The 351-nt window shown below is 51.0% G+C and carries 1 pseudogene; it reads left to right on the forward strand.

From position 1 onward, the window contains the following. Nucleotides 1-124: 124 nt before the first annotated feature. Nucleotides 125-351 (forward strand): annotated as a pseudogene (locus AAEZ05_RS27970) (DMT family transporter); the annotation flags it as partial.

Raw genomic sequence — 351 nt, forward strand, 5'->3', positions numbered from 1 at the left:
GGCCGACCCAGACCGCCTATGGCTCGCAATTTATCGACATCAATGACGGCGAGGAAATACGCACTTCCACGTATTGTGGGCCTGTCATCTGATGTCCCTGAAGGTTGCCTACTGAGGAGCGCTAATGACCAGATCCTACGCGCTGGGGGTGGCAGCTGCGGTATTTGCCACCTTCAGCTGGGCGCTTAATTTTCTATCGCCTTACATGATGGGAGATTTTGGACCGGTTGATTTTATTACATTGAGATTCATCATCTCTGGCTGCATTGGTCTTGTTGTTATTCGTGTTTATTGGCCTGGCGATCCAGTTTTAAGCTGGCGTTCAACTATGATGGCCGGGCTGCTTGGCGT

The sequence above is a fragment of the Pseudomonas sp. HY13-MNA-CIBAN-0226 genome, from assembly GCF_040310305.1.
Lineage (GTDB): Bacteria > Pseudomonadota > Gammaproteobacteria > Pseudomonadales > Pseudomonadaceae > Aquipseudomonas > Aquipseudomonas gregormendelii.